At 65.1% G+C, this 23,705-nt stretch carries 14 protein-coding genes; 13 read left to right on the top strand and 1 reads right to left on the bottom strand.

All coding sequences use genetic code 11. The features are described 5' to 3' along the window. Window position 1 precedes the first annotated feature (1 nt). From QTH91_RS19265 to QTH91_RS19205, 13 genes are all read left to right on the top strand, one after another. On the top strand, window positions 2-733 hold the full coding sequence (locus QTH91_RS19265; RefSeq protein WP_390369061.1) for an ABC transporter ATP-binding protein: 732 nt from the start codon (window positions 2-4) through the stop codon (window positions 731-733). Window positions 734-773: 40 nt separating this feature from the next. After that, window positions 774-1,502 carry a bifunctional nicotinamidase/pyrazinamidase gene (gene pncA / locus QTH91_RS19260; protein WP_286661755.1) on the top strand — a complete coding sequence of 243 codons (729 nt, stop codon included), beginning with the start codon at window positions 774-776 and terminating at the stop codon, window positions 1,500-1,502. Window positions 1,503-1,518: 16 nt separating this feature from the next. Beyond that, window positions 1,519-2,010, top strand: a complete 492-nt coding sequence (locus tag QTH91_RS19255; protein WP_286661754.1) for a (2Fe-2S)-binding protein — start codon at window positions 1,519-1,521, stop codon at window positions 2,008-2,010. Beyond that, the gene (locus QTH91_RS19250; protein WP_286661753.1) at window positions 2,007-5,831 is read left to right on the top strand and encodes a molybdopterin cofactor-binding domain-containing protein; all 3,825 of its coding nucleotides are present in this window, start codon (window positions 2,007-2,009) and stop codon (window positions 5,829-5,831) included. The genes QTH91_RS19255 and QTH91_RS19250 overlap by 4 nt, the downstream gene beginning before the upstream one ends. A 119-nt stretch (window positions 5,832-5,950) precedes the next feature. Next, window positions 5,951-7,162, top strand: a complete 1,212-nt coding sequence (locus QTH91_RS19245; RefSeq protein WP_286661752.1) for a fumarylacetoacetate hydrolase family protein — start codon at window positions 5,951-5,953, stop codon at window positions 7,160-7,162. 18 nt (window positions 7,163-7,180) lie between these two features. After that, window positions 7,181-7,777, top strand: a complete 597-nt coding sequence (locus QTH91_RS19240) for a DUF502 domain-containing protein (protein WP_286661751.1) — start codon at window positions 7,181-7,183, stop codon at window positions 7,775-7,777. 229 nt (window positions 7,778-8,006) lie between these two features. Continuing rightward, window positions 8,007-9,701 (top strand): ShlB/FhaC/HecB family hemolysin secretion/activation protein, encoded by a 1,695-nt coding sequence (locus QTH91_RS19235; RefSeq protein WP_390369059.1) that lies wholly within the window; start codon window positions 8,007-8,009, stop codon window positions 9,699-9,701. Window positions 9,702-9,946: 245 nt separating this feature from the next. After that, window positions 9,947-18,493, top strand: a complete 8,547-nt coding sequence (locus QTH91_RS19230) for a two-partner secretion domain-containing protein (protein WP_286661749.1) — start codon at window positions 9,947-9,949, stop codon at window positions 18,491-18,493. Window positions 18,494-18,504: 11 nt separating this feature from the next. Beyond that, the gene (locus tag QTH91_RS19225) at window positions 18,505-18,924 is read left to right on the top strand and encodes a hypothetical protein (protein ID WP_286661748.1); all 420 of its coding nucleotides are present in this window, start codon (window positions 18,505-18,507) and stop codon (window positions 18,922-18,924) included. A gap of 918 nt (window positions 18,925-19,842) precedes the next feature. Next, window positions 19,843-20,412 (top strand): hypothetical protein, encoded by a 570-nt coding sequence (locus QTH91_RS19220; RefSeq protein ID WP_286661747.1) that lies wholly within the window; start codon window positions 19,843-19,845, stop codon window positions 20,410-20,412. A gap of 108 nt (window positions 20,413-20,520) precedes the next feature. After that, window positions 20,521-20,775 (top strand): hypothetical protein, encoded by a 255-nt coding sequence (locus QTH91_RS19215; RefSeq protein WP_286661746.1) that lies wholly within the window; start codon window positions 20,521-20,523, stop codon window positions 20,773-20,775. Between the two features lie 203 nt (window positions 20,776-20,978). Next, on the top strand, window positions 20,979-21,260 hold the full coding sequence (locus QTH91_RS19210) for a hypothetical protein (protein WP_286661745.1): 282 nt from the start codon (window positions 20,979-20,981) through the stop codon (window positions 21,258-21,260). A 324-nt stretch (window positions 21,261-21,584) separates the two neighbouring features. After that, on the top strand, window positions 21,585-21,911 hold the full coding sequence (locus QTH91_RS19205; RefSeq protein ID WP_286661744.1) for a hypothetical protein: 327 nt from the start codon (window positions 21,585-21,587) through the stop codon (window positions 21,909-21,911). Window positions 21,912-22,056: 145 nt separating this feature from the next. Here QTH91_RS19205 and QTH91_RS19200 read toward each other — a convergent pair whose 3' ends face one another. Then, on the bottom strand, window positions 22,057-23,628 hold the full coding sequence (locus tag QTH91_RS19200; protein ID WP_286661743.1) for a YifB family Mg chelatase-like AAA ATPase: 1,572 nt from the start codon (window positions 23,626-23,628) through the stop codon (window positions 22,057-22,059). Between the last annotated feature and the right edge of the window lie 77 nt (window positions 23,629-23,705).

The raw sequence follows: 23,705 nt of genomic DNA, 5'->3' as shown, positions 1-23,705 counted from the left end.
CATGACCGACCAAGCCCTGCTGTCGACCCAGTCCCTGTGCGCCTGGTACGGCGCGGCGCAGATCCTCTACGACGTCGACCTGGAGGTGCGCCGCGGCGAAGTGGTGGCCCTCATGGGCCGCAACGGTGCGGGCAAGTCGACCACGCTGAAGGCCATCATCGGCATGCTGGCCAAGCGCCGCGGATCGGTGCGCTTCATGGGTCACGACATCAGCAAGAGCGAACCGCATGTAGCCGCCCGGCTGGGCCTGGGCTTCGTGCCCGAAGACCGGCGGGTGTTCACCGACCTCACCGTCACCGAGAACCTCGAGGTAGGCCGGCAGGCCGCGCGCAGCTGGAGCGACGGAAGCAGCGCGCCGCACTGGACGCCCGAGCGCCTGTACCAGCTGTTCCCGAACCTTGGCGAGATGCCCAACCGCCCGGGCGGGCGCATGAGCGGCGGCGAGCAGCAGATGCTGACCGTGGCGCGCACGCTGATGGGCAACCCCTACCTGGTCCTGCTGGACGAGCCATCCGAGGGCGTGGCCCCGGTCATCGTCGAGCAGATGGCCCACATGATCAATGCGCTCAAGGCGCAGGGCGTGAGCATCCTGCTGTCGGAGCAGAACATGCATTTCGCCGAGCTGGTGTCGGACCGCGCCTATGTGCTGGAAAAAGGCCAGATCCGCTATGAGGCGACGATGGCCGAACTGGCGGCCAACGACGAAGTGCGCCGCACCTATCTGAGCGTATGAACGAACATCCCACGGCTTTTTTTCATCACAGGAGCTTGCTATGTCCGAATCGCATGGAGTTCTTAAGCGTCGACAACTGCTGTCGGGAGCGCTGGCACTGATGGGCACCGTGGCTGTACCCGCGTTCGCGGCGGACAAGAAGGTCAAGCCCGGCACCAATGCCGCGCTGATCGTGGTGGACGTGCAGAACTGCTTCATCGACGGCGGCACGCTGCCGGTCAAGGGCGGCGCCGAGGTCGTGCCGGTGATCAACAAGCTGGCCGGCTCGTTCGAGAACATCATCGTCACGCAGGACTGGCACACCGCCGGCCATGCTTCCTTCGCCAGCACGCATTCGGGCAAGAAGCCCTTCGACAGCGTCAAGCTCGGCTACGGCCAGCAGGTGCTGTGGCCTGACCACTGCGTGCAAGGCACCGACGATGCCGCGCTCAACAAGGACCTGAAGCTGCCCACCGCGCAGCTCATCATCCGCAAGGGCTATCACAAGGATGTCGACAGCTATTCGGCCTTTGTCGAAGCTGACCAGAAGACGCCCACCGGCCTGGCGGGCTACCTGAAGGCGCGCGGCATCAAGACCGTCTTCGTGACGGGCCTGGCCACCGATTTCTGCGTGGCATGGACGGCGCTGGACGCGCGCAAGGCGGGCTTTGCCACCTACGTGATCGAGGACGCCACCCGCGCCATCGACCTCAACGGCTCGCTCGCCGCCGCCTGGAAGCAGATGCAGGCCAAGGGCGTCAAGCGCATCCAGTCTTCGGACATTGCCTGACGCGCACTCAAAAGGCATGCCCCGGCTGTTGCTCTCCGTCAACGCACGCCGCGTCGAACTCGACGACGTGCCTCGGGAGGCCAGCCTGTTGCACGTGCTGCGCAACGACCTGTCGCTCAACGGGCCCAAATACGGTTGCGGCCTTGGCCAGTGCGGCGCCTGCACGGTGCATGTGGACGGCGTGGCGGCCCGAGCCTGCGTGATCGCCGCGCATGGCGTGGCCGGGCGCGAGATCACCACCCTCGAAGGACTCGGCGGCCGTGGGCGCTGGCACCCGGTGCAGCAGGCCTTCGAGAAGGAGCAGGCCGCGCAGTGCGGCTACTGCCTGAACGGCATGGTGATGCAGGCCGCCGCACTGCTGGCTCGCGAGCCGAGCCCGTCGCCCGAGCGCATCCGCGCCGAACTGTCGGGCAACCTGTGCCGCTGTGGCACGCACGTCGAGATCCTGCGCGCGGTGCAGACCGCCGCCCAGGCCGCGACGGAGGCGACAGGAGCCGCGCCAGCGTGACGGGCCGCGCAGGCCAGCCGCGCACGCGTGCCGACTTCCTCGCCGCAGACGGCGTGCTGGTGGTGGCGCGCGACACGCCCCCGCCACCACCGCCCGCGCCGGGCCAGCCCGCCGCCGTCGCTCCCAACCCGGCCGAAGGCCCCGAGATCCTGCTGGCTGTCTGGGACGACGGCAGCATCAGCGCGCTCAACGGCCACGTGGACCTGGGCACCGGCCTGCGCACGTCACTGGCGCAGATCGTGGCCGAGGAACTGGATGCGCCCTTCGACCGGGTGCACATGGTGCTGGGCGACACGGCGCGCGCGCCCAACCAGGGCGCCACCATCGCCAGCGCCTCCATCCAGATCCACGCCGCGCCGTTGCGGCAGGCGGCGGCGCAGGCGCGCGCCTGGCTGATCGAGCGGGCCTCGGAGATGTTGGGTGCGCCGCCGTCGATGCTGCGCACCCGCGACGGCCGCGTCGAACTCGAAGGCGGCGAACACGCCATCGCCTATGCGCAACTCGTGGCCGGCCGGCGGCAGCACTGCATGCTGTCGGGCGATGTCGCGCTCAAGGCGCCGCAGGACTACCGCATCGTCGGCACTTCGCAGGCGCGCGTCGACATTCCGGCCAAGCTCGCCGGCGAACTGGTGTTCGTGCACGACATGCGGCTGCCGGGCATGTTGCATGGGCGCGTGGTGCGTCCGCCTTATGCGGGCGCCGACCATGGCGACTTCATCGGGCGGACGCTCGAGTCGGTCGACGAATCTTCCATCGCCCACATTCCCGGCGTGCGCGCGGTGGTGGTGCAAGGCGACTTCGTCGGCGTGGTGGCCGAGCGCGAAGAACTGGCCGAGCAAGCCATGCGCGAGCTGGTGGTGCGCTGGAAACCGTGGCCGGGCATGCCCTCGCTCGCCGATGTGGAAGGCGCGCTGCGCGCCAACCCCGCCACGCAGCGCCTGCTTGTGGACGAAGGCGATGTCGACGGCGCACTGCAGGCGGCAGCGCGGCCGATGCCGCGCACCTATCTGTGGCCGTTCCAGATGCATGCCTCCATCGGCCCTTCATGCGCGGTGGCGCATTGGTGTGCGCAGGACGAAGCGGGCGCGACCCGTCTGCGCGTGTGGGCCGGCACGCAGAACCCCCATGTGCTTCGGCGCGACCTGGCCCAACTCGCCGAGCTCGACGAACTGGCGGTGGACGTGGTGCGCATGGAGGCCGCCGGCTGCTATGGCCGCAACGGCGCCGACGACGCGGCCGCCGACGCAGCGCTGCTGGCACGCGCGGTGGGCGCGCCCGTGCGGGTGCAGCTCACGCGCGAGCAGGAACATGCCTGGGAGCCCAAGGGCGCGGCGCAACTGATGCAGGTGCGCGGCGGACTCGATGCGCAGGGCGGCGTGGCCGCGTACGACTTCGAGACCTCGTACCCCTCCAACGGCGCGCCGACGCTGGCACTGCTGCTGACCGGTCGCGTCGAGGCCAAGGCCCAGGCCTTCGAGATGGGCGATCGCACGGCGCGCCCGCCCTACGAGTTCGGCAACCTGCGCGTCAAGGTCAACGACATGGCGCCGATCGTGCGCGCCTCGTGGCTGCGCGGCGTGTCGGCGCTGCCCAACGCCTTCGCACACGAAAGCTATGTGGACGAACTCGCGACCGCCGCGGGTGTCGACCCAGTCGCTTTTCGACTGCGGCACCTGCACGACCCGCGTGCCGTCGACCTGGTGCGCGCCACGGCCGACAAAGCCGGGTGGCGCCCGCGCATCGGCCCGCAGGAAAACTCGGACGGCGGCCTGGGGCCGGGCGGCGACATTCTGTTCGGACAGGGCTTTGCCTACGCCCGCTACGTGCACAGCAAATGGCCTGGCTTCGGTGCGGCCTGGTCGGCCTGGGTGGCCGACGTGGAGGTCAACCGCAAGACCGGCGAAGTGCATGTGCGGCGCGTCGTCGTCGGCCACGATGCGGGCCTGGTGGTCAATCCGGCGGGCGTCGAGCACCAGGTGCACGGCAATGTCATCCAGGCCACCAGCCGCGCCTTGAAGGAGCAGGTGCGGTTCGCGCCGGAGCCGACGCCGCCTGCGGCGGGCACCAGCGCATCCGCCGGAGAACTGGCGCCGATTCCCGGCCAGCTGCCGGCCGGCGTGGTGGCCAGCCGCGAATGGGGCAGCTACCCGATCCTGAACTTCCGCGAAGTGCCGGTGATCGAGGTGCTGCAGGTGCCTCGCCCGGGCGAGGCGCCGCTGGGTGCCGGCGAATCTGCTTCGGTGCCTGGCACGGCGGCCATCGCCAACGCGATCTTCGATGCCACGGGCATCCGCTTCCGGGCGCCGCCCTTCACGCCGGAAGTGGTGCGTGCGGCGCTCCATCCCTTGGCCGCGCCGCCGGCGGGCGGCGGCAGTGCCGGCGCCCATGGCGCGAATGCGGGCGCAGCGGCCACCCCGCCTGATCGGGCCGGCGAACATGCACGAAGCAGCGCGCCGGCCAATGCGCCCTGGCCACGTCGACGCGCCTGGTGGGCGACGGCCGGGGCCTTGATCGTCGGCGGCCTTGGCGCCATCGCCGGCCTGCTGGGCTGGCGGCCATCGATCGCGCCGGTGACCATCACCACGCCAGTGTTCAGCGATGCGACCATCGAGCGCGGCCGGGTGCTGGCGGCGCTGGGCGACTGCGCCGTCTGCCACACCGCGCCGGGCGGCGCCGTCAACGCCGGCGGCCGGCCCATGCAGACGCCGTTCGGGACCATCTACAGCACCAACCTCACGCCCGATGCGCAGACGGGCCTGGGACACTGGTCGTTCAGCGCCTTCCAGCGCGCCATGCGCGAAGGCATCTCGCGCGACGGGCACCACCTGTACCCGGTGTTCCCCTACACCGACTTCGCCAAGACCAGCGACGACGACCTGACGGCGCTGTATGCGTACTTCATGTCGCTGCCGCCGGTGCGCAGCGAGACGCCGCCGGCCGAACTCCAGTTCCCCTTCGGCATGCGGCCGCTGATGGGCGTGTGGAACGCGCTGTTCCACGACCCGGCGCCCTATGCGCCCCAACCCGATCGCAGCGCGCAGTGGAACCGCGGCGCCTATCTGGTCGAAGGGCTGGGCCATTGCGGCGCCTGCCACACGCCACGCAACGCCATGGGCGCCGAGCAAACGGGCCAGTCGCACTTCGCCGGCGCCCTGGTCGATGGTTGGGAAGCGCCGCCCCTGACTGCGCTCGCGTCGAAATCGGCCGTGCCCTGGACGGCCGATGCGCTTTATCGCTACCTTCGCCATGGCTACAGCGCCGAACACGGCGCAGCCGGCGGCCCCATGGCCCAGGTAGTGCGTGAACTGGCGGCAGTGCCCGACGAGGACGTTCGGGCCATGGCCACCTATCTGGCCTCCTTCCAGGGCGACACGTCCGAGGCGCAGGCGCGGCAACTGGCGCAGCAAGCGGTGCGCAGGGCAAGCCAGATGCAGCCGACCCCCGGCGTTGCGCAAAGGCTCTTCGACGGCGCCTGCGCGGCCTGCCATCACGATGGCGACGGGCCCACCTTGATCGGCGCAAACGTGCCGCTGGCCTTGAACAGCAACCTGACCAGCGCCCGTCCGGACAACCTGCTGCGCACGCTGCTCGAAGGCGTGCGCGAGCCGGCAACGCGCGACATCGGCTTCATGCCATCGTTTGCCGAGGTCCTGGACGACGCACAGATCGTCGAGCTGGCGTCCTGGATGCGGGCGCGATTTGCGCCGCAGGAGGCGCCTTGGCCCGATCTGGCGCGCAGCGTCCGAGAGGCGAGGGCGGCGGCCACGCATGAGGCGGCCGCCCAATTGCGCGCGAGCACGCCGTCCGCCGCCGGGCGCTGAGCCACTTCAATCGCGTGACCACGGTCGATTGGCCGGAACGCCCATCGCATCGTAGGATCGCGCAGTCACGCCACCGCGCCAGTCGAGCGCGCGCATCGAACCATCACAGGAGCCAACGCTTGAACGCCATCCTTTCGCCCGAACGCAGCCTTCCGCAAGACGCAGCCCGTGCCACGCTGGTGGGGCGCATCTGGCAACCGGGCGTCGGCCCCACGCTCGTGGGCGTGCTCGGAGACGGGCTGCATGACCTGTCGCGCATCGCGCCAACCAGCAGCGAACTGTTCGAGATGGGCGACGCCGCCGCGCCCGCCGTGCAAGCGGCATTGAATTCGGGCAAGGCGTCTCGCGTGGCCGATCTGGCCGCTGCGCTGGCCAACAGCGACGAAACCACGCGAGACACCGCCAAGCCCTGGCTGCTGGCACCGTGCGACCTGCAAGTGGTGAAGGCCAGCGGCGTCACCTTTGTCGAAAGCCTGCTTGAACGCGTGATCGAGGAGCAGGCACGCGGCGATGCCTCCAAGGCCGAGTCGGTGCGCGCCGCGCTCAGTGGCGTGCTCGGCGACAACCTGGCCGGCATCGTGCCCGGCTCGGCCCAGGCGCAGAAGGTCAAGGAAGTGCTGCTGGCCCAGGGCGCCTGGTCGCAATACCTGGAGGTGGGCATCGGCCCCGATGCCGAGATCTTCACCAAGGTGCCCGTCCTTTCTTCCGTGGGCACCGGGGCGGACATCGGCATCCATGCCAAGTCGGAATGGAACAACCCCGAGCCCGAGGTCGTGCTGGCCGTCAACAGCCGCGGGCAGACGCTGGGTGCTGCCTTGGGCAACGACGTGAACCTGCGCGATTTCGAAGGCCGCAGCGCACTCCTGCTGGGCAAGGCGAAGGACAACAACGCCTCGTGCGCCATCGGGCCTTTCATCCGCCTGTTCGACGAGCACTTCGACATCGCGTCGGTGCGCAGGATCACCGTCGGGCTGGAAGTGCTGGGGCCCGAGGGCTTCCGGCTCGAAGGCTCCAGTTCGCTGCAGAAGATCAGCCGCGATCCGCTGGACATCGTCGGCCACGCCATTGGCGCGCATCACGACTATCCCGACGGACTGATGCTGTTCCTGGGCACCATGTTCGCGCCGGTGCAGGACCGCTTCGGGCCGGGGCAGGGCTTCACGCATGCGGTGGGCGACCAGGTGACCATCTCTGCCCCTGAACTGGGTGCGCTGGTCAATCGCGTGGTGCATTCGCACCAGGCTGCGCGCTGGGAGTTCGGCATCACGGCCCTGATGCGCAACCTGGCTGCGCGCGGCCTGTTGGCCGCATCGTCTTCATCGTCGAACTGATCAACCTGAAAGGCTGTCATGAAGGTGCTCTGGAAGTTCTTCGTCAACACCCTCGTCGGCGGCCTGCTGGTGCTGCTGCCAGCCTACCTGGCCATACTGCTGATCGCCAAGGGTGTGAAAGGTTTGATCGAAGTCGTCAAGCCACTGGTGAATCTCATGCCCATCGAGGCGGAGCACCATGCCATCGTCGCATTGCTGATCGTCATCGCGGCCTGCTTCCTGGTGGGGCTGGCAGTGCAGACCTGGCCCGGCCGCCCGCTGGGCAGATGGTTGGACAAGGGTCTGCTCGACCGCATTCCCGGCTACACCTTCCTGCGCAGTCTGCTGGGGCGAAGCTTCGGCGACGAATCGGCCGAGTTCCGCGTGGCCTTCATCGAGTTCGACGACAACACCGCCATGGGCTTCGTGGTGGAGGAGCATGCCGACGGGCAGTTCACCGTCTTCATGCCGTCGTCGCCCACGCCGTTCTCCGGGACGGTGCTGCTGATGCCGGCAGCGCGTGTTCATTTCGTCGACGTGCCTTTCAGGCAGGCGTTCACGTCACAGGCGAAATGGGGCACCGGCGTGCGCAACATCGCGCAGATGCTGGAGCAGCAGCGCGCGGCACGCGGCTGAGGCGCCGCGCAGTTCTGCGCAAACTTTAATCAAACGTTTTCAGTACCCGACTGGTTAACTCCTAGTTGACATTGGCGCCCTTGGGGCGCCCGAGAATTCCCGCCCACACAAGAAAACGGGTCAGGGAGTCGAGGTGTCACACAGTGAAGGTGCGTGGACGCAATGTCCGCGCGGCAAGTTCGTTGCCAAACAACGGCTGCGCAAGCGGCACGCGATTGCAATTGCCATGATGGCGCTCTCGTCGACGGGGGCATGGGCGCAGGCGAATGCCAGCACGCCGCATCCGCATGTCGAGGAGATACGTCAGCGCGAGCGCGAGAAGGCGCTGCGAGCGGAGCAGGAAAAGGCGGTCGACGCGCGTCTGCCAGGCATGGGCGTCGCACCTGCACCGCGCTTGCCGGACCAGGAATCTCCGTGCTTTGCCATCGACCGGATCGAACTGCGCGGCGAGGAAGCCGAGCGCTTCCAGTGGCTCCTCTCGGCCGCGGCCGGCGAGGGTGGCGACGACAACCCGTTGGGTCGCTGCCTGGGCACCGAGGGCGTCAACACCGTCATCGCGCGCCTGCAGCAGGCGCTGATCGGCAAGGGGTGGGTCACCAGCCGCGTACTGGCTGCGCCGCAAGACTTGAGCCAGGGCACGCTGGCGCTGACCCTTGTTCCCGGGCGCATTGCCGCCATCCGCTTCGCGGACTCGGTGGCAGAAGGCGAGCGGACCAGCTTGCGCACAGCCATTGCGGCGCAGGCCGGCGATCTGCTCAACCTGCGCGACATCGAGCAGGGCCTGGAGAACTTCAAGCGCCTGCCCACTGCAGACGCAGACATCCAGATCCAGCCCTCGACCGCCGCCGGTGCCGGGCCGGGCGACAGCGACCTCGTCGTTCAGTACAAGCGAGTCCAGCCGCTCGGACTGCCCCTGCGCGTATCGCTGAGCCTGGACGACAGCGGCACCAAGGCCACGGGCAAGACGCAGGGCGGCGTGACGCTCGCATGGGACGGCCCGCTTGGGCTGAACGACCTGGCGTACGTCAACCTCAGCCACGACCTGTTCAACCACAGCGGCCAAGGCACCGACGCGCAGACCTTCCACTACTCCATCCCGTATGGCGATTGGCTGCTGGGCGCCACCGCTTCGAACAGCAACTACCACCAGACCGTGGCCGGCTATTCGCAGGACTATGTGTATGGCGGCGAAACGAGCAATGCTGAAGTGCGCCTGTCGCGGCTTGTCCATCGCAACAGCAACAGCAAGTCGACCTTGTCGGTGCGCGCCTTCCAGCGCACATCGAGCAATTACATCGACGACACCGAAATCGAAACGCAACGGCGCGTCGTCGGTGGCTGGGAACTGGGGCTGAACCACCGCCATTTCATCGGCTCGGCAACGCTCGATGCCAACGTGGCCTGGCGCCAGGGCACCGGCGCCTTCGGATCGTTGGAGGCGCCAGAGCAGATGTGGGGCGAAGGCACTTCGCACATGCGCTTGGGCACGGCCGACGTGAGCCTGGGCGTGCCTTTCGAGATGGCCGGGCAACGCTTGCGCTACGGCGGCCTGTGGCGTGCGCAATGGAACGACACGCCCTTGACCCCGCAAGACCGCTTCGCCATCGGCGGGCGCTACACGGTTCGCGGCTTCGACGGCGAAACCAGCCTGATGGGCGAGCGCGGCTGGCTGATTCGCAACGACCTGGGCTGGGCCATCGAGCGCATCGGCGCCGAAGCCTACGTGGGCGTGGACTACGGCCACGTGGGCGGCCAGTCGGTCAAGTACCTGCTCGGTGATTCGCTCGCCGGCGCCGTACTCGGCCTGCGCGGCAGCTTCAAGTCGCTGAGTTACGACGTGTTCGTCGGAACGCCGATCAAGAAGCCCGAGGGCTACCGCACGGCGAACGTGACGGCCGGGTTCAGCCTCAACTACAGCTTCTGAGGAAGCTGCCAACAACAGCAGCGGCGCCGCGATGCATCTGGGGTATGCCAGTGACGGCAGCTTCTCTGTCATGACGAGCTTTGCAGCGGTGCTGAGCCAACGGGCACCTTACGTCGGCGTAGGCAGGCTCAACTGCAAGCAGTAGGCAAGCCAAGAGAGAGTGTCGACCTAGGGATTACCCAACTGAGGATGGGTAGAGGGACTGCGGCTGCAATGCGGCCACTGGGAATAGAGGGAGCAAAACAATGAACAAGTATTTTCATCGCGTGATCTTCAACGCCGCGCGCGGGCTGCGCATGGTGGTGCAGGAGACGGCGCGCAGCGTTGGCAAGGGCGCATCGCGCTCCACCGCAACGACAGCGGCAGGCCTGTTCGGCACCTTGGTGCTGGTGGGCAGCGTGCACGCCCAAATCGTTGCCGACCCCAATGCCCCTGGCAACCAGCGACCCACCGTCCTGCCCGCACCCAACGGTGCGCCGGTGGTGAACATCCAGGCGCCATCGGCCGCTGGCGTGAGCCGCAACACCTACAAGCAGTTCGACGTCGATGGCAGGGGAGCCATCCTCAACAACAGCCGCACCAATGTGCAGAGCCAGACGGGCGGCTGGATACAGGGCAATCCGTGGCTCGCACGCGGGCCGGTTCGCATCATCCTCAACGAAGTCAACAGCGCCAATCCGAGCCAACTGCGCGGCTTCGTCGAAGTGGCGGGCCAGAAGGCCGAAGTCATCATCGCCAACCCGGCGGGCATCCAGGTCGATGGCGGCGGCTTCATCAATGCAGGCGGCGTTACCCTGACGACGGGCACGCCGCAATTCAACAACGCCGGAAGCCTCGAGAGCTTCCTGGTGCGCGGCGGCACCATCAGCATTGAAGGTGCCGGCCTGGATGCCAGCCGCACCGACTACGCCGCCATCCTCAGCCGCGCCTTGCAGGTGAACGCGGGCATCTGGGCCAAGGAACTCAAGGTCGTGACCGGCGCCAACAGCGTGAGCGCCGACGCGGCCCAAGCCACGCCCGTGGCGGGTGCTGGCGCAGCGCCCACCTTTGCGTTGGATGTGTCGCAGCTGGGCGGCATGTATGCCAACAAGATCGTGCTGATCGGCACCGAGGCCGGCGTGGGCGTGCGCAATGCGGGCGGCATCGGCGCCGGTGCCGGCGAACTGGTCGTCACCAGCGCCGGCCGGCTGGAAAACCGCGGCACCATGGAAGCAGCGCGCCTGCAACTGGCCAGCGCGAGCGAAATCGACAACAGCGGCGGCACGCTGCGGCAGACCGGCGGCAATGCACTCACGATCAGCGCGCCGATGCTGAGCAACCGCAACGGCGGCGTGATCGGTGCTGAGCCTGTGGCCGTGCCGAATGCCGGTGAAGGCACTGGCACGACCGAGGGCGCAGGTGCGGGTGGCGGAGGCAGCACTGGTACGGGCGGCAATGGCGCATCCAATTCGAGCGGCGGCACCGGCAGTGATCCGGGCGCCGGGCCAAGCGCAGATGCAGGCGCGCCTTCAACCGCGGCCACCGTGCCGGCGCCTCTGCCGCCAGGGCAGATCACTGCCACTGACGGTGTTCGCAACGACGGCGGGCGCATCTACGTGGGTGGCGACATCACGCTGCAGACTCCGCAGATCGACAACAGCGGCGGCACGCTGAGCGTGAAGGAACTGAACGTCAGCGGCCCGCGCTTTGCGAATGCAGGCGGAACGCTGAATGTGCGGGAACGGTTCAGCGCGAATGTGGGGGAATTCGACAACTCGGGTGGGGCGTTGCAGGCGGGGCAGGTGGAGGTCGATGCCTCGGGGCGCTTCATCAATCGAGGCGGCACGCTGCGAAGCTCCGGCAGCATTTCCGTCGTTGCTCGCGAAGACATCGACAACGGCACAGGCCGCATCGAATCGGGCGGCGATGCGTTGTTGCGCGCCGGCAAGGGGTTCAACAATCAAGCGGGGCGGGCCGAGGCGATGGGCGCGCTCGAAGTTCAGGTGGGGCATGCCATCGACAACGCCTCCGGCACACTCGCGGCCAACCAGGGGGTCTCTCTCTCGTCGCAATCGCTGAGCAATGCCGGGGGGCGCATTGAATCCGCCCAAGCGGATGTTCGGCTATCAACGCTTGGCGAGTTCGACAATGCTGACGGCAGCGTCAGCGCCGCCAACGACCTTGTCGTCGACGCCGGCGCGCTTGATGTTGCGCGCGGCGGCGCACTGCGTGCGAACCGCGATGTCAGCATCCACCTGAGCAGCGAGTTGAACGCAGAAGGGCGCCTGCAAGCTGGGCGACATCTGGGCGTACAGGCCGGTTCCATTCGGGCCGACCAAGGCAGCCAGCTTCTTGCCGGGGTGGACGCGCAAGGGAATGTCACTGACGTGGGTGACCTGCGACTACAGACCTCAGGAGATCTGGCACTGCACGGCACCGCCGTGGCCGCTGGTGACCTAAGTCTTGACGGCAGCGCCTTGGATCTGTCAGCCAGCACCACGAGCGCGCGAAGCACAAAGCTGTCGGCGCGGCAGGGGGGAATCGATACCAGCGGCGCAACGATCTCCAGTGGCGGCCTCTTGGAGATCCGCACCCGCGGCGGGGCCGCGTCGGTCCTCAACAATCAGAACGGATTGCTCAGTGCCGGCGCGATCGATGTGGTGGCAGGAGCAATCGACAACAGCAGCGGCGGCCGCATCGAGCAGACCGGCGAGGGTGTGGCTGCAATTGCCACTGAAGGCAACCTGAGCAACAACGGGGGGAGCATCGTCAGTGCGGGCGGGCTGCAACTCGAAGCTGGAGGTAGCGTCGACAACACACAGGGGAGCGTTGTCAGCCGCCTCGGGACGCGGGTGGCGGGCACGGAACTGCTCAACACGAATGGCTCGATCGTGTCGGTCGAGGGCGATGCCGCCGTCGACGTTCAAGGCGCCATCGTGAACTCGGCAGGAGCCATTCAGTCTGGCAAAGCAGTCACGCTTAGCGGCCAAGGCGTTTCAAACGAATCCGGCCTGATCGCTGCGGGCTCCGTTGACATCGACGCCAGGTCCAACGCGCTCGACAACACGAACGGAAAGATCATCGGTCAAGACGACGCGGGCACAGGCGCCGTGCACCTGGCCGGCGCATCGTTGACCAACGCCGGCGGCCTTGTTGGCGCGCAGCAGAACGTGGACGTCCGCGTCGACGCGTTGACCAACCAAGATGGACAGATCGTGTCCGGCGATGCATTGCAGCTACAAGCAACGACGCTGGACAACACCGAGGGTCTCATCCGCGCGGGCGGCGCCGTTCAAATCGAGGCGCAGCGCGTCCGCAACTCGAACACTGTCACGAGAACCGCTGGGGCCCTACTCTTGGCGGCCGACGGTGAGCGGACCGATGCCGGAAAGGGCATCGAAGGCAATCAGGTGCAGATCGCGACCGGCACGCTTCTGAACGACAACGGCGCCGTGCGTGCAATCGATAAGGTCTCCATCCTGGCCAGCGCGCTGGTTGACAACGCCGGCGGCGATATCGAAGCAGGGAACAGCGTCGAGTTGCGCAATGCCGGCACCGACGCCAACCGAGCGCTCGCCGTGGGCAATGGGGGCGGCAGCATCGTCGCCAATGGCCATGTCGCCATCGATGCGGCAAGCCTGTCCGGCAACGGCAGCGTGATGGCCGGAGAGCAGCTCGACATTGCCTTGACGCAAGACTTCGACAACAGCGGGCATCTGGTGTCGGCAGGCGACCTCTCGCTGAGCACCAAGGGGCGCCTGACCAACAGCGGTGACATCACAGCCTGGGGCACCCTTCACGTTGCGGCGAAGGACATCGACAACACCGCGACGGGTGAGATCAGCGGCGCCAACACCATCATCAGCGCAACGGGCAACCTGACCAACCGAGGCCTGATCGACGGCAACGCGACACGCATCGACGCGGGCGAGCTGACCAACATCGGCACCGGCCGCATCTATGGAGGGCAACTGTCCATTGCGGCCAAGACGCTCAACAACTTGGCCGAGACGGTGGATGGGCAGCAGAAGGCCGCCACCATCGCCGCGCGCGAACGCCTTGATGTTGGCGCCTTGACGTTGAACAACAACGACGGAGCGCTGATCTACAGCGATGGCGATATGGCCATCGGTGGCGCGCTCGACGCCAACGGCCGCGCCACCGGCTCGGCGCTGAGCTTGAACAACCACGCCGCCAGCATCGAATCCGCAGGCAATATGCGCATCGACACGCTGACGCTTTCAAATACCAACGGTGGTGTCAGCTGGTCGATGACGCCCGGCGGTGGCGAGCGGGTCATTGAGTACGCCGTGCCGGGCGACGCCAGGCGATACCCTGCCGATCAGGTCTTGTTCAGCACGAGCAGCTTTGGATATGGCGGCTGGATGTCGTTCACGTCTCACGACGCTGCCGACCCGAGGTCGCCGGGCGACAACGCCAACATCGTCCTGCTGGTGCCGGCCAAGGAATACCCGCTGGAGCGCTTCCGGCGCTACTACCTTCAGTCGCCGCGCAACAGCGCGGACCTGAGCTACCAGGTCGTCGTCAATCCCGGCAGCGCACAACAAGTGGAAACGCAAACCGCCCCAGGCGCCTGGTATCCGCGCGATGACGCCATCTGGGCCGACTTCGGCGTTGCGCCGCCGCCAGTGGATGTCCCCGCTTCGCATCCGGGTTGGATCGATCCCAACATCGTCGTCGGGCAGACGGGCTGGAAGCGCATCGTCAACACGGAGAGCGGCAGCTACGAAGACCTCGTGCCCTTCGACCATCCGGTTACGCAGGAGGAATACGACCAATGGCAAGCCTACCGTCAGGCACACGCCAAGCTTGACGTCGCGCTCAAACGCTTCATCGACACGATCACGGGCAACGACTGGGAACTGCCGGGCGCACGCTCGCACTTCTTCGGCACCTACGACGCCTTCGACTACACCGTCAGCAGCACCACACCGGTACTCACCAGCTCGGCGCCGGCTCGCATCGTGGCCGGTGGAACGTTGGACATCAATCTCGCATCCGGGCGCAATGAGATGAGCGACATCCTGGCCGGTGGAAAGCTCACTGTGCGAGGCGCCAACATCGCCAACGACCCTGTCATCGTCAACGGCACGCGCGAGACCAACGGCACGGCCATCCATAGCTACGTTGCCACCCACACGTTCTCGGACGACGAGCGGCGCTACGACACCGTTGGCATGCAGGAAAGCCGGCCTTTCAGCGTGACGCTTGGTGCCGGGCGCGTCGAAGGCGATCAAAACATCAAGGCGGGCCGCCCGATCGACGACAAATCTGAAGCGGCAAATCCATCGCAGGCGCAGGGCGCCGGTGGCGTACAAGGCGGGCGTCCGGTCGCACCCATCATGGAGGTACCTACCTCTGTCACGAGCGGCGAACTGGGCGCTTCGTCCAGCGCGAAGTCCGTGGCCGTGCGCACCAGCATGCCCGATGCTACGCTGCCCACGGCCAGTCTGTTTCGCTCGGTTCCCGATTCCACCCACCTCATCGAAACCGACCCGCGCTTTGCGAACTACCGCCAGTGGCTCAGCAGCGACTACCTGCTGGGGCTGATGGGCGCAGACCCGAGCACCACCCTCAAGCGCCTGGGCGACGGCTACTACGAGCAGCGCCTGATCAACGAACAGGTGGCCAAGCTCACCGGCTACCGCTACCTGGACGGGTTCAGCAACGACGAAGAGCAATACAAGGCGCTGATGACCAACGGCGCCACCTTCGCCCAGAAGTTCCACCTGACGCCCGGCGTTGCCCTGACGGCCGAGCAGATGGCACAGCTCACCAGCGACATCGTCTGGCTGGTCGAGCAAACCGTCACCTTGCCTGACGGCGGCACGCAGAAGGTGCTGGTGCCCCAGTTGTACGTGCGCGTCAAACCGGGCGACATCGATGGCAGCGGCGCCCTGCTGTCGGGCCGCGAGGTGCAGATGAACCTGAGCGGCGATCTGACCAACCGCGGCACAGTCGCTGGACGAGATGTGGTCAAGATCGACGCACAGAACATCCAGAACATCGACGGTGGCCTGATCACCGGGCGCCAGGTGCTGCTGGATGCCAAGAACGACATCAACAACATCGGCGCCAACATCAGCGCCCAGGAAAAGCTGAGCCTGCACGCGGGCAATGACATCAACGTTGCCAGCAGCGTGCGCCAGAGCCAAGGCACCAGTGGAACCGAACAAACTGGCAGCCAACTGCGAAGCCAGTACGTCGATCGTGTGGCTGGCCTGTATGTCACCGACCCCGGCGGCAGCCTGGAGGCCAAGGCCGAGCACGACATCAACCTCACCGGCGCACAGGTGCGCAGTGAAGGCAGTGTGGCAATGGAGGCGGGGCATGACTTGAACATCGCCGCCGCCCAGACCGGTCGACGCGACAGCTTCGCCTGGAGTGGCTTCAAGATGGAAGCCAGCCGTGAAGACATGCAGACGCAATTGGTCGGCAGCAGCGTCACGGGAGCGGGCAACGTCACCCTCAAAGCCGGCAACGACCTCAAGGCCGAAGCGGCCCAACTCGCCGCAGGTGAAGACGCTACCTTGCACTTGGAAGCCGGCAAGCAGATCACCCTGCGCTCGGGGCTGGATCAGCAAAGCAGCCAGACCACGCACGACTACAAAAGCGGCGTCAACTACCAGAACCTAAGCGCAGCCGGCACTCAGACCAGTCTGGCCGCGACCACCCTGGAGGCCGGCACCATCGAACTCAAGAGCGGCGCCGACACCACCCTGGCAGCTGTCAAGCTCAAGGCCGAAAGCGTGGACATCGAGGCGGAAGGCCGGCTCAAGCTGGAGACCGTTACCACCACCGACACCCATCAGTCCCAAGAAAGCTCGGGCAACGCCTGGGTCGTGGGCACCGATGCGCAAGAGCGCACCGACGAGACGCTCAACTACACCACCATGGAAGTGGGCAAGCTGTCCATCCAGGCCAAGGGTGGTGTCGTCGCGGACGTGGGCGCGACCGTCAGCCTGAACCAACTGGCCCAGCAACCGGGCATGCAGTGGGTAGGCCAGATCATGAACGACCCCGCGCTGGCCGATACCGCGCACTGGAACCGTGTGGAAGAAGCCCACCGCCAATGGCGCGACCAGCAAAGCCAGATGGGGCCGGCCAGCGCGGCGCTGGTGGCGGTGATTGTGGGATTCGCGGCAGCCCCCGCAGCAGCAGCAGCCGGCACGGCAGTCGCAGGTGCCGCGGCAGGCGGTACGGCCACCATGGCCGGCACCGTGGTCGCCGGCGCGGTGCAGGCCGGCACCCTGGCGCTGATCAGCCAGGCGAGCATCTCACTGATCAACAACCAGGGCGACCTGGGCAAGGTCATGGAGGAGCTCGGCTCCAAGCAAAGCGTGCGCAACCTGGCCGCGGCCATCGTCACCGGCGGCGTGCTCGCGGGCATGGGCATGCCGCCCACGGGGCTGTCGGAAGTGGATGCGGGCAGCAAGGGCTTCTTCACCGTCCTGCAGCAAAACCTGCAAGCCCAGGCCGCCACCGCGCTCATACAAAGCGCGATCAACGGCACGGACCTGCAGGACGGCCTGCAGAGCGCACTGATCTCGGCGCTGATCAACACCGTTGGCGCCAAGGTGGCCTCAGGCATTGGTGACCTCAAGGGCAAGGTGCTCAACGACGTGACGCACAAGATGGCGCACGCCATCGCTGGCTGCGCGCTCGGTGCGGCCAAGGCGGGCGACAAGGGCGGCTGCGCGCCTGGGGCCATCGGCGCGGTGGTGGGCGAGTTGATGGCCGAGGCCATCGGCCAAAGCCCCGAGCTGCAGAACTTCCTGGGTGGCAAGAACGAGCAGGTGTACATGGCCGGCCTGTTCGCCAGCCTGGCAGGCGCATTGGCGGGGGGCACGCCCGAGGAGATTGCGATTGCCAACTGGGCGGGGGCCAATGCGGCGGCGAACAATGCCATTCCGCACTCACCAAGCGCGAAGGCCAATGTGGAGGGAGCGCAAGAGAACGCACGGCTGACAGCGGAATGCGAGCCCAACTGCACGGCTGAAGACTTCCGCCGCATCGACCAGCAAGTTGCCAAGGTGGTGTTTGCGGCCACCATGCTGGAGCAGGCGGACAAGGGTGGGCTGAGCCAAGAGGGCGCCGACCAACTTGCCCAGACGATCCTGGAGTTGGCCCCGCTCTACGGCACGGGTGAATCAGTGCTTCAGCTGATTACCGGAAGGAGTAGCCTCACGGGCGAAGAAGCCAGCAGGTTCTGGGCGGCAGTGGGCCTGGTGCCTGTGGGCGGCGGCGTCTTGCGCAAGGTGGGCGAGCCGGCGGTGGATGCACTGACCGTGGCATTGCGGGACCTGAGAGGGGCTGCGGCGAATGCGGTGGAGGTTGGGGCAAAGGGGGGAGCGGCTGTAACAGAGGGATTAGCCTTCCGCACCGATTTGCCAAGCCACATGATTGGCCCTGATGGGTTTACCAAGTCCGGTCAATTGAGTGGCACTCATAACCTTACTAACGCGACAAGCTCGTTGGATGCGGTGGGAGCCACATACACGTTGAAACCAACCGGTACTGCGGGTGTCTATGAACTTCCATATACCTACACCAACCCAGCAACTGGGAAGGTGGTTTCTGGTAGTAAGACCGTATATGACTCCGCTGTGTTTAGCGATCAGACGATGCTAAATAACGCGCAGCAAGCTGGCCAACAGGCCTGGGCGCAGTACTTGAAAAATCCAACGGTCAAGGTCATTGATAGTTCGGTGGGAGGTGTCAATTTCCGTTCCTACATCAACGTCGATAAAAATGGAAACGCGTTCATCGGCAACGTGCATCCAATCAAGTAAGGAGCTTCGGTATGGACTATTTGCAGCAGGCTTTTGGGGGGCTAGATCCGCAGACTGATCAAGATGCAGCGGTCAAGTTTGCCCTGAACGTCATTCTGATGGATGGGCGACTGCACGAGCTGTCGTGCTTGCTGATCGATGGACACGATATCGGTGGAGTGGAAGGAGAGCCTGGTTGGATGATCGAGCGTCGTGATACCGGCTCACTTGGAGAACTTCCATATTATTCAGACTGGCCTGCGAATGCGCGGTTCCATGTGCGCGTAGAGCCGACAGCATTTGAACTTGCTAGCCCAGATATGTTTATGACATCGCATGATTTTTGCCACTATGTTGGAAGGGCGATGGATGCGTATTTGTCGGAAAAGCCTGCTGAAACAGAGATGGCGAAATTGATTGTTTCTCAGCTAAAAGCGTCAGCGTCAGTCTGAGTTTCAAAAGCAGTCGGTGTTGCTTTGGTAGTCTTGTCAAAGCCAGGCGCGTCACGCGCAGAGCATCAATAGCAGTCCAGTCCGGGCATCGAGCCCGGCCCGCCCTGGCAGGGACTGCGGGGTAAATCGCCCGTTAGGCGCTTTAACATAACCGGCTGTTTGGCAAAGTGCGGCCAGTCGAGCCAATAAAAAATACCCGCGGCGCGTCATTGGAGAAAAATAGGTGCTTAGTTGACCGAATTCGTGCGCCGGGACGCGAGCGAAGCGTTGCTGCTCGAAGACCACGAGCAATTCAATTGTGCAACTCTCGTGGAATTTACAACCCCCCCGGTTCCAGGATGGCGGATAGATAGATGAAAAATCGAAGTCTTCTCGAGGAATTGAGAATGGGCGGACTGACAAGCGAGGGTGCGCTAGAAATCGTTGACGAAATAATTGACTCAGATGATGCGCAACACGTGGGAGGTCTTTTGGGGCTTTCTCGTGAGGAGTGGACTGCTTATGCGCAAGGGGCGTCGCTCGTCGCCATTTCAAAATGGAGATATGAAGGATGGCCCAGTCACTGTCATACATGTGGCGCTGACGTATTCGTCGCAAAATTTGGCTGGCTTGTTGTTCAAAGCGAGGACAAATTCTTTGTCAGACATGTAAAGTGCCCGGAAAGAACAGCCGAACCGACCCCTTAACTGGCGGTTGAAGCTCAAGGACAGCACCAACGCCCTGACGCCCATCGATGAAGAGAACCTAATGCGCCAGGCGGGGCGCAGGTGGAGATCACCCGGCTGGGGCGTTGGTTCCTGCAGGAACTACAGTGGTTGTTCGGCCGAGCAGCGACGGAAGGCCTGCCATTCAAATAATTGATAGGAATCGACCAGGCGATGACTGATCGGTTCAAGAAATTCGATTTGGTAAAAAGCCATGAAAAATCGTCCAACGCCGGAGAGAATTCAGGAGTCGCTCTGCATAGAGCAGTTCGATGCAGCCTTTGTGCGTCAGCTTGCGGCGCTCTTTGATGATGCCGAACATTTATCAGAGATGGCGATCGAGCGTGAACAGTGGGTGGCGGTCTATTCTGAAAACGCCGGCCAATTGGATGGCGAAATTGATGGCATTTTGGAATGGCTGCGGGACAACCAAATTACTAGAATCTATGCCACGTCTAAGCACGAGATGGACATGTCGATCGACGGAAAACTATTGATTGTAAGATTGCAAGAGCCCAATCGCCTTGACTTTGTTGATTTGCAGCTTGGGCTGTGGATGTTTGCTGCTGGGACGTCGTCCCCTCAATTGGAGTGGGATACGTGGAGGAATGGCCTCTATTTCAGTAACCCCATTAAATTTGCAATACTGCGAACTGCAGACGGATTGGGAAGTACGACGATAGCGGGGCCGCCAGAACTAATTGCGGCGGTCAAGGCTAACGCCCATCATGGTTTGTACGAGTGGATAGATGGAGTGCTGCCTCCGGATATCAGCGCATGCTAGCGGCCGTGCAGATCCGGGTCGAACGTTATCAATCTCCCAAGTGCGGCCAAGGCGGGCGACAAGGGCGGCTGCGCGCCTGGGGCAATCGGCGCGGTGGTGGGCGAGTTGATGGCCGAGGCCATCGGCCAAAGCCCCGAGCTGCAGAACTTCCTGGGTGGCAAGAATGCTGACGCTGCGCTCCCATGCAAGTTCAACTGCAGAGTTGGGGGCGCATTGGATAGTGGAAATCAAGTCAAGCACTATCGAGGGAAACCTGGTCAGGAGAAGCGATTGAATTCAAGTTTCTGCATTGATGCTCCTGAAGTGAAGGCGGAGGTTGACGAGGCACTTGACGATGAACGACGACTGGAACGAGCCTATTGACGAGATCATGCGCAAGCTTCGGTACTGCTCTTCACCGTGCACTCCAGTGCTGCACCCAATTCGCAAGCGGAGGGCGGCAAACCAACAACAATGCCGACGAGCCAATGTGCCAACTTGGATGTGGCCTGCTTCCGGTGCGGGAGTCAGTCAAAAAAGCCGTTGACACCGGAATAACACGTGCTTTGGGTGAATATCTCGGCTGAGTGAGCGCAGATTATCAGCGCATGGAAAAAATGAAATCAAAATATTCTTTTTTTGCCTGCATTGCTGGCTTGGGGCTCATCTTTATCCCTCTTTATGTGTTCGATGAAGTGGGGTGGGCTTGGTATTTTTTCGCGATGATTGGGTTGGTGCTCGTAGGAATTTCTGGCATAGGGGCTCAAATGGAAATGATGGGCCAAGGCGATACCGGCGAAGAGTTCCTGAGAGAAATGGTTGCATGGGTAAAAGCCAAATTCAAAAGAAAAAAGATGGACGAACAATGATCCGTCGTGCCCCTTAATGGCACGGCTTTCCAGGGAGAGAACAATGAAACGCCCAGCTCAAACAGCCACCATCGCCGCCTGCCTGCTGACCCTCGGCGGCTGCACCTACCGGGAGATCAACCCCGAGGCCGCTCTGAAGCACGAACGCGAGCAAAGCGGCTACGACGAACTTCGCGAAGTCGAGCCCGGCAGCGCCAAGCTGGTTGTGCGCTCCAAGGGCAACCCTTTCCCAGTTCACTTTGCCGTTGCCTCGGCGCCGCAGGCGTGCAGCCGCTACGAGCCCCTTGGCAATGTCGCCTACTTCGGACAAGGCCAGGCGTATCCGTGGATCTCACGTGCACGCGCATGGGCAGCGGCGGGGCCGAGAGCTATCTGTCGCACGAAATCGAGCGCCCCGGCGTGCCACTGCAGTTGCGGGCGATTGGCTCGTGGGCCACCACGACTGCCGGCTACACGGGCCAGCAAACCGGGCAGTGCGGGCCGCTGGAAGCGCGCTTCACACCGCAGGCCGGTCATGCCTACACGGCTGAATTCGTCTGGGCCGACGTCACCGGATGCAAGCTCCAGATCATGGATGCCACCGAGCCCGACGTGCCCAAGCCGGTGATCGAACAGACACCGTTGGCTTGCACGCGGCCAACTGCAAAGTGATCCGATGAGGTCAGCAGTGTCGAGCCGAACTTGACGCCAGCCACCTCATCGAAACCGACCCGCGCTTTGCGAACTATCGCCAGTGGCTCAGCAGTTGGGCCTGCCCACCGAAGGCGCGGGCATGCAACGCGTCTTCTGGGCGAACTCACCCCACCCTCTCCCCCGCCACCCTCCGATACTGCATCGCCTCTGCCACATGCGCCGCCAGCACCGGCTCACTGCCCGCCAGGTCCGCGATCGTGCGCGCCACCTTCAGCGCGCGGTGCGTCGCGCGTGACGACCAGCCGAACTGCGTCGCCGCCTTTTGCAGCAAGCGCCGCGCGTTCGCATCCAGCGCCGCGTGCTGGTCGATCGCATTGCCTTGCAGCGCGGCGTTGGCATGGTCCTGTCGCGCCAGGGCCATGTCGCGCGCTGCAATCACGCGCTCCCTGACCCGAGCGCTCGCCTCGCCCGGCGGCGCATCGATCAACTCCTGCGGCGCGATGGCGGGTACTTCGACATGCAGGTCGATCCGGTCCAGCAGCGGGCCGCTCAGCTTGCCTTGGTAGCGGGCCACCTGGTCCGGCGTACAGCGGCAGATGCCGCGCGGCGATCCCAGGTAGCCGCAAGGGCAGGGGTTCATCGCGGCGATCAATTGGAAGCGCGCAGGGAACTCCGATCGACGCGCTGCACGTGCAATGGTGATGTGTCCGGTCTCCAGCGGTTCGCGCAAGGCCTCCAGGGCGGCGCGACCAAACTCCGGAAACTCGTCGAGAAACAGCACCCCGTGGTGCGCGAGCGAGATTTCGCCCGGCGCTGGGGGCGAGCCGCCGCCCACCAGCGCCACCGCGCTGGCGCTGTGATGCGGCGCTCGGGTGGGGCGCTGCATCCAGCGCTCGGGCTTGAAGCAGCCGGCCAGGCTGGCGACGGCCGCGCTTTGTAGCGCCTCGTCGACTGTCATCGGCGGCAGCAGGCCCGCGAAGCGCTGTGCAAGCATCGACTTGCCCGAGCCCGGTGGCCCGACCATCAACACGCTGTGTCCGCCGGCCGCGGCAATCTCCAAGGCCCGGCGGGCCGCGGCATGGCCTTTGACGTCGCAAAGGTCGGCGTGTTGCGTTGCCTGATCTTGCGGGGGCGGGGCGGATTCGGCGCGCAGCCAACCCTCGCCAGCCGGCAGCGAAGCTTGCAGGCCCTCCGGCGGCGGATGCCCTTCGGGAAGGAACTGTGCAACCACGTCGAGCAGATGCCGCGCCCCGTAGACCGGCACGCCCGGCACCAGCGCCGCCTCGCGGGCGCTGTCGATCGGCAGCACCAGTCGCGCCAGGCTCGCCGCAGGCCCATTGGACGGCCGGGCCAATGCCATGGCCAGGGCGCCACGCACCGGCCGCAGATCGCCGGAGAGTGACAACTCACCTCCGAACTCCCACCCCACCAGGCGCGCCGCATCGACTTGTCCGCTCGCCGCCAGGATCCCCATCGCGATCGGCAGGTCGAAGCGGCCCGAACCCTTGGGCAGATCGGCGGGTGCCAGGTTCACCGTGATGCGCTTATTGCTGGGGAATTCGAGCCCCGCGTTCTGGATGGCGCAGCGAACGCGCTCGCGCGCCTCCTTCACTTCCACATCGGCCAGGCCGACCAGGGTAAAACTCGGCAGGCCGTTCGCCAGATGCACCTCCACGGTCACCTGCGCCGCCTCGAGACCCAACAAGGCGCGGCTCTGCACCAAAGACAAGCTCATTCCTCCCCTTTCCCCAGAATGGTGCATCCACTTCTGGTGCGACGCATCTGCTCGCGCGTCGTCTTGTATTGATTTGA

This window comes from Variovorax dokdonensis, from assembly GCF_030316895.1.
Classification (GTDB): Bacteria; Pseudomonadota; Gammaproteobacteria; order Burkholderiales; family Burkholderiaceae_C; genus Variovorax; species Variovorax dokdonensis.
The sequence above is the reverse complement of the archived record's forward strand: the minus strand, read 5'-3'. Positions and strand labels throughout refer to the sequence as shown.

Excerpts from the sequence above, each read along its gene's own strand:
- QTH91_RS19200 (WP_286661743.1), bottom strand. The coding sequence starts at position 23,628 with ATGAGCTTGTCTTTGGTGCAGAGCCGCGCCTTGTTGGGTCTCGAGGCG.
- QTH91_RS19255 (WP_286661754.1), top strand. The coding sequence starts at position 1,519 with ATGCCCCGGCTGTTGCTCTCCGTCAACGCACGCCGCGTCGAACTCGAC.
- pncA (WP_286661755.1), top strand. The coding sequence starts at position 774 with ATGTCCGAATCGCATGGAGTTCTTAAGCGTCGACAACTGCTGTCGGGA.
- QTH91_RS19220 (WP_286661747.1), top strand. The coding sequence starts at position 19,843 with ATGAAAAATCGTCCAACGCCGGAGAGAATTCAGGAGTCGCTCTGCATA.
- QTH91_RS19215 (WP_286661746.1), top strand. The coding sequence starts at position 20,521 with ATGGCCGAGGCCATCGGCCAAAGCCCCGAGCTGCAGAACTTCCTGGGT.
- QTH91_RS19240 (WP_286661751.1), top strand. The coding sequence starts at position 7,181 with ATGAAGGTGCTCTGGAAGTTCTTCGTCAACACCCTCGTCGGCGGCCTG.
- QTH91_RS19230 (WP_286661749.1), top strand. The coding sequence starts at position 9,947 with ATGAACAAGTATTTTCATCGCGTGATCTTCAACGCCGCGCGCGGGCTG.
- QTH91_RS19265 (WP_390369061.1), top strand. The coding sequence starts at position 2 with ATGACCGACCAAGCCCTGCTGTCGACCCAGTCCCTGTGCGCCTGGTAC.
- QTH91_RS19225 (WP_286661748.1), top strand. The coding sequence starts at position 18,505 with ATGGACTATTTGCAGCAGGCTTTTGGGGGGCTAGATCCGCAGACTGAT.
- QTH91_RS19235 (WP_390369059.1), top strand. The coding sequence starts at position 8,007 with ATGGCGCTCTCGTCGACGGGGGCATGGGCGCAGGCGAATGCCAGCACG.